The following is a 5,606-nucleotide window of genomic DNA, read 5'->3' on the forward strand; positions in this document are numbered from 1 at the left end:
CTTTGATACAAGGCATAAAAACAACATTTATCTGAGCCAATACTCTTAGGTAGCCATCAAAAATCGGAGATAACCATTGAAATATAACTACTTTACACTATCCTTACATTCTTGGTCATCACAGATACCGTACAGCACTAAGGAATGACCTGATAATTTAAAGCCATGCTCGGCTGCTACTTTTAATTGCTCCGCCTCAATCGCCTCATTATGAAACTCTACGATTTTTCCACACACATCACAAACTAAGTGATCATGATGGCCTTCTTGGGTAATCTCAAATACCGACAAATTATTTTCAAAGTTGTGACGCTCGACGATTCCAGCTTGCTCAAACTGCGTTAGCACTCGGTAAACAGTCGCAAGCCCCACATCCTCACCTTGTTCAATCAACGCTTTATAGACCTCTTCTGCACTCATGTGATGCAACGCTGCACTTTCGAGTAGCTCTAAAATCTTGATACGAGGTAACGTGACCTTTAATCCAGCTTTACGTAAATCTTGATTGGTAAAAGAAGCCATAATATCCCTTCTGACTGTGACAGTCTTAGCAAATAAAGAACCAAAAATATAAAATAAATAAGCATCAGCGGTTATTTTTATTGTATAAAAAGCATTTGAACAATAACAAACTGACTTACTCTGAGTGAATTCCTAACCTATTATTCTGCAAATATTCTCTATGCAAGTATATGAATTTAAAATATAAATGATATCATTACTCAGTTAGCATTTGGTAAATAATGTCGTAAGTGGTAGGAAATTGCAAGTAAATGACGTATCATTTGTCCAAGATTATCGGTCAAACGAGCACTATGCAACTTTGGCTGCGCCTAATTCATTTCTTATGAGTCATCTTACCATGATAAAGACATTAACTTTTCGTTCGTTAAGCCTTACAAGCACATTACGCAAGATTGTCATCACCAGTATGCTTAGCGCTACTGTTGCTATGTCTGGCTGCTCATTATTGAGTGTTTATAAGATTGATTTGCCACAAGGCACTGCCATTACTCAGGCGCAAGCGCAAAACCTGCAAGTAGGTATGAATCAAAATCAAGTACTCTATATTCTTGGTAGCCCAGCCATTAAAGACACCCTTGAGCCTAAACGTTGGGACTATATTTACGACTATAAAGCAGGGACAGAAGGCAGCCGCAATGGTATCGCTGACGTCAAAAATGCCAGTCAGCATTTAATTGTTTATTTTGATGACAACGGTTTGGTCAGTCGCATCGAAGGCATAGAAAGCCTTCCAGCTTCATAAAAATAACAGCCAACTGGTTTTGCCAGTTACACACTTAACCTTGAGATTTATTCTTGCGCTGAGACATGGGATCAGCGCTTAGGCTACGATATACTTCGATACGGTCAAACGGCTGTAGGCGATAGCTAAGTGGTTGTTTTTGTGAATAAACACCTATATGCCAACGCCTTGCTGCCGGTGTAGCCACATCCATTACCTCATCACACCACCTTGCTAAATCTGGAAACTGTACCAGCCAGCCTGCTTGCTTCAGTACATCATACAAACTGGTGTTATGGCTGACCTGTAACGCTATATAGTGCTGACGCAGCTCATCTTCAGCATAGGCCAAATACACGGTCATCAGCTCAGGCTGCCAAACCTCATTCTTAGTATCAACGTTATTTGTATCAACACTACTGCTTTCTGTTATTAGCTTATCCACTGCATCATCCAACCTGTCAAAGCTAGCAACAATGCGACTGGTACTACCAAACGTATCGCTATCCGCCATAAGTTATAAAATGCTTCATTGCCAAAGTTCAACGATTTTCGCAGATGACTTATTTTCATCTGCCAACCAGCAAATATTGATAACAATAATACTGTCACGCTACTAATAACGACCAAAATACTAACCAACCACATAGTTGGGATAGCAACTACTAGCACTAATGCGAGCACCAAGGTTAAGCCTAAGCTGATCAACAACCCAAATTTATGTGCTAACTGTTGAGTACTATAGTGTAGCAAATAGCTAACTACGAATAGCACTCCTATCCAATATAACAGCTTGCCAATCGGTGGCAACGCCACTCCACTAATAAACAGCGCAATCACCCCAACGGCCAACTGCAATATCCAAATCGGTAATACCAATCTGGTTGCACGATACTCACCCTTTGCATGACTGCGTACAGGATTTTGCGCATTATAATTGTCTACGTCTACCGCTGTGGCCGTCTTTTTGGTTACTAGGTTTTGACCAAACCAGTATAAACCCGTTCCTGCGCCAACACTGACGAGTGCTAGTGCGACTGCACGTGCCCATTCACTCAAACTGATGTCGGTCATAGCAAAATCAATATTAGGCAAACCACTTGCCACACCCAAGACCAAACCGACAACCATCAAACCCAGTCCAATCGGCAAAGGCGCAACACCAAGCAAGCTTAACAATAAAGCAATAACCATCAAACCTGCCGCAACTGCAAAATCGGGCACAGCAGGTGAGCTATTAAGTTCAGCCAATGCCGCCAATATACCAGTACTAGCACCAGATACGACTAATGCGGCAATAACAATAGAGACCAATGCTGCCAACCAACCAAAACTACGCCATATTGGACTGGCATCTGCTTCACGAGTCAGCTTTTGCATCCCAGCTAATGGCGCTTCGATACTACGATAGGCTAACGCTATTTCAGCGTAAACGACTGGCAATGATACCAACACCATTGCTAATAGCCAAAGTAACCAAAAATCAATCTCGCCAATAGACGCAGGTGCAAACCAGCGAAATAGAAGTAACGGTAATAAGGCCGCGATAAAATAAGAAGCATAACGGATCATCATAATCTAAATCCAAACGATCTAATACCATCAACAAAAATATGAGTAGCCAAGAAAACGAGTACAAGTACTACGCCTCGTAGGCTGAACGTGTTTGACACGACTAATTATACTTTTGAAGTTTGATATAAAGTGAATAACGACAACTTATAACGATAATGATCACCTATAAGCAAGCTTATGGCGACACTCTCTCTACAATATAAGGGGCAAACAGTTATAAAAAAACCCCGAAATCGGGGTTTAATAATCAAACAATGAAAGACATACAATTTAGTACTTAGTAATACCCTCTACCAAATAGGTATTACGCTCTCATGTATAGCATTAATAAATTAATGAATAGCGCTGATATAATCTGACAACATACGAATATCAGTATCTGATAGTTTCGATGCAACTGTCTGCATCATACCCATCTCACCTTCTTTCGCTGCATCATTGATCCGTTTTTGCTCATCACTATCGATATCATCAACACGACCGGCGGCACGGAAAAGTTTCAACTGAGTCGAGATATATGCTGCGTGTTGGCCACCAAGCTTTGGAAATGCAGCCCAAGTATTACCTGCCGCATCTGGACCGTGACAACCAGCACAACCGATGACGCCACGCGATTTATCACCACCTAAAAATAATTTAGAGGCTTCTTCGTTGGTTACAGGATTACCAAAACCTACGCCCCAAGGCGCTTGACTGGCATAATAACCTGCAACATTGGCCAAATCTTGCTGAGACAAATCAACAATTTGTGACTGCATGATGCCGTTTTTACGGTAGCCCGTTTTAAAGTTGACTAACTGTTTGTAAAGATATTTTACGTTTTGGCCACCTAGGTTAGGCTGGGCAGGGACAACGCTAACACCCGTTAAACCATGGCAAGCAGCACAGACAGTTTCTGCGATTTCCTTACCAGCATTAACATCATATTCAGGAACAACAATAGCAGCTTGTACGCTGAAACTTGCAACGCATAAGCTGGCAGCAGCGATTAACTTTTTCATTGATACAAATCCTACTAGCTCGGCGTAAGCATTATTAAGAGTGATTGCACTGATAAGACGCCTGATACAAACCGTCCTATAATTAGCACAGTGGGTATATAATTTAAGGTCTTGTACACAAACAGTCTGAAAGTACTTACTAACATCAGGGTTTATTTTCGATTATTATAGCAAGACTTTGTAGCATTTGCCTACTTAATCGTTACATCACCAGTTTTTCTAACCATATAAGCGTCCAAGTAATCTAAGTAAGCTCACCTCACTACAAAAAGCAAAAAGCGCAAAAAGGTAAAAACCTAGCGCTTTTATTTTTATGAGCAAACTATCTTATTGAAGCCACAAACCTACTATTCACTCATGTATTCAATAAGCTTGCGATAGTCGTCGTCACTGCAGTTGTCACACAGTCCACCCGCAGGCATTTGGATCATACCACCTTTAACGGAATTGATGAGCGTTGGCATGCTTTTTTGCTCGATAAGCTGCTGCCATTTAGCACTATCACCTTTTTTAATGGCATTTAGCGCCCCACTATCGTGACAGGCTGCACATGAGTTATCATAGGTAGTGGCAATATCAGCAGCATTAGCTCCTGTCATAATGATACTGCTTAATAATAATACAGCACTGCGACCTATTAAATGACAATAAGTCTTGCTTAAAAGTGTGGTGATTGAAGACATAGAACACCTCCTTTTGACATTTCTTAGTAAAGATTGTAACAATGTATGTCATTTAAATACAGATAAATATAGTTGAGCTTTGGTAATGCGTTTTCTGAGGACACTACTCACTTACGGTTATGATTTATTAACCTTAAAACCTTTTATGATTTATATAATGATGCTAATCACAGTTATTTCAATAAGTAAGACCACTAATAGTATAGAATGGTCAGTAACGTAAAACGACTGCCTTCACATCCAATTAACTGAAAATTCACGACCATATTCAACTTTTTGAAGAGTAATGAGCCATTTATGAGTACCCCGTTTACAGACGTCGCCACCGAACATACATTGTTCAATACCAAATCCCGTCAAAAAATTCAACAAACTGAATTTATGATGTCAGCACCTACTTTTCGTCTTTGTCCACCTGACATGGGGTTAGAGGTCGCCTTTGCTGGACGTTCAAACGCTGGCAAATCCTCTGCCATTAACGCCTTGACCAATCAGCGCCAATTGGCACGTTCGTCTAAGACACCTGGACGTACGCAGATGATTAACTTTTTTAGTATCGGTGATGCCGATAGACGCTTAGTTGATTTACCTGGTTATGGCTACGCAGCGGTGCCGCTTGAGATGAAAAAAGAATGGCAGGTTGAGCTAGAAGAATATTTGGTATCACGCACCAGCCTTGCAGGTTTGGTACTTATGACGGATATTCGTCATCCACTAAAATTCTTTGATGAGCAAATGCTACGTTGGGCCAATGATGGCGAACTACCTGTCCATATCTTGTTGACTAAAGCAGATAAGCTAAAGTACGGTGCATCTAAAAACGCCTTGCTAAATACTCGTAAAAGGCTAAAAGAACTTGGCTTGAATTGCACTATTCAACTATTTTCGGCATTAAGAAAAGAAGGTCTTGATGAATTAGCCGGTATTATGGGCAAATGGTATGAGTATCAGCTTGATGCAGACAAAATTATTGAGTCCTCTTTTGCCTTACTTGAAGGCGAAGAGCTAGAAGAGGCCATTGAAAAAGATAGCACTCAAAAAGAAAACACTCAAAAATCAAGCAAATAGTTATTATAATCTTTCATAAAAAAAGGGCTTATC

Annotated in this window: 7 protein-coding genes; 2 read left to right on the plus strand and 5 right to left on the minus strand. The window is 40.5% G+C overall.

All coding sequences use genetic code 11. The features are described from left to right. Nucleotides 1-87 precede the first annotated feature (87 nt). Nucleotides 88-522 (minus strand): ferric iron uptake transcriptional regulator, encoded by a 435-nt coding sequence (fur, locus tag ACT3SX_RS13620; RefSeq protein ID WP_192519148.1) that lies wholly within the window; start codon nt 520-522, stop codon nt 88-90. Between the two features lie 325 nt (nt 523-847). Here fur and ACT3SX_RS13625 point away from each other — a divergent pair, with 325 nt between their 5' ends. Then, nucleotides 848-1,267: an outer membrane protein assembly factor BamE gene (locus ACT3SX_RS13625; protein ID WP_192519147.1), complete on the plus strand. Its 420-nt coding sequence runs from the start codon at nt 848-850 to the stop codon at nt 1,265-1,267. Nucleotides 1,268-1,301: 34 nt separating this feature from the next. Here ACT3SX_RS13625 and ACT3SX_RS13630 read toward each other — a convergent pair whose 3' ends face one another. The 4 genes from ACT3SX_RS13630 to ACT3SX_RS13645 all read right to left on the minus strand — a co-directional run bounded on the left by ACT3SX_RS13630 (nt 1,302) and on the right by ACT3SX_RS13645 (nt 4,505). Continuing rightward, nucleotides 1,302-1,691 (minus strand): RnfH family protein, encoded by a 390-nt coding sequence (locus ACT3SX_RS13630; RefSeq protein WP_318779526.1) that lies wholly within the window; start codon nt 1,689-1,691, stop codon nt 1,302-1,304. Beyond that, nucleotides 1,679-2,821, minus strand: coding sequence for a hypothetical protein (locus ACT3SX_RS13635; RefSeq protein ID WP_192519146.1), 1,143 nt, complete (start codon nt 2,819-2,821; stop codon nt 1,679-1,681). The genes ACT3SX_RS13630 and ACT3SX_RS13635 overlap by 13 nt, the downstream gene beginning before the upstream one ends. Nucleotides 2,822-3,153: 332 nt before the next feature. Beyond that, on the minus strand, nt 3,154-3,822 hold the full coding sequence (locus tag ACT3SX_RS13640; RefSeq protein ID WP_192519145.1) for a c-type cytochrome: 669 nt from the start codon (nt 3,820-3,822) through the stop codon (nt 3,154-3,156). A 347-nt stretch (nt 3,823-4,169) separates the two neighbouring features. Further along, complete coding sequence (locus ACT3SX_RS13645) at nt 4,170-4,505, minus strand: c-type cytochrome (RefSeq protein WP_192519144.1); 336 nt, start codon at nt 4,503-4,505, stop codon at nt 4,170-4,172. A 297-nt stretch (nt 4,506-4,802) separates the two neighbouring features. On the opposite strand from ACT3SX_RS13645, the gene yihA reads away from it, so the two are divergent. Continuing rightward, complete coding sequence (gene yihA / locus ACT3SX_RS13650; RefSeq protein ID WP_192519143.1) at nt 4,803-5,573, plus strand: ribosome biogenesis GTP-binding protein YihA/YsxC; 771 nt, start codon at nt 4,803-4,805, stop codon at nt 5,571-5,573. Nucleotides 5,574-5,606: the final 33 nt, after the last annotated feature.

It is taken from the genome of Psychrobacter sp. AOP31-B2-9 (genome assembly GCF_052378005.1).
In the GTDB taxonomy this organism is placed as follows: Bacteria; Pseudomonadota; Gammaproteobacteria; order Pseudomonadales; family Moraxellaceae; genus Psychrobacter.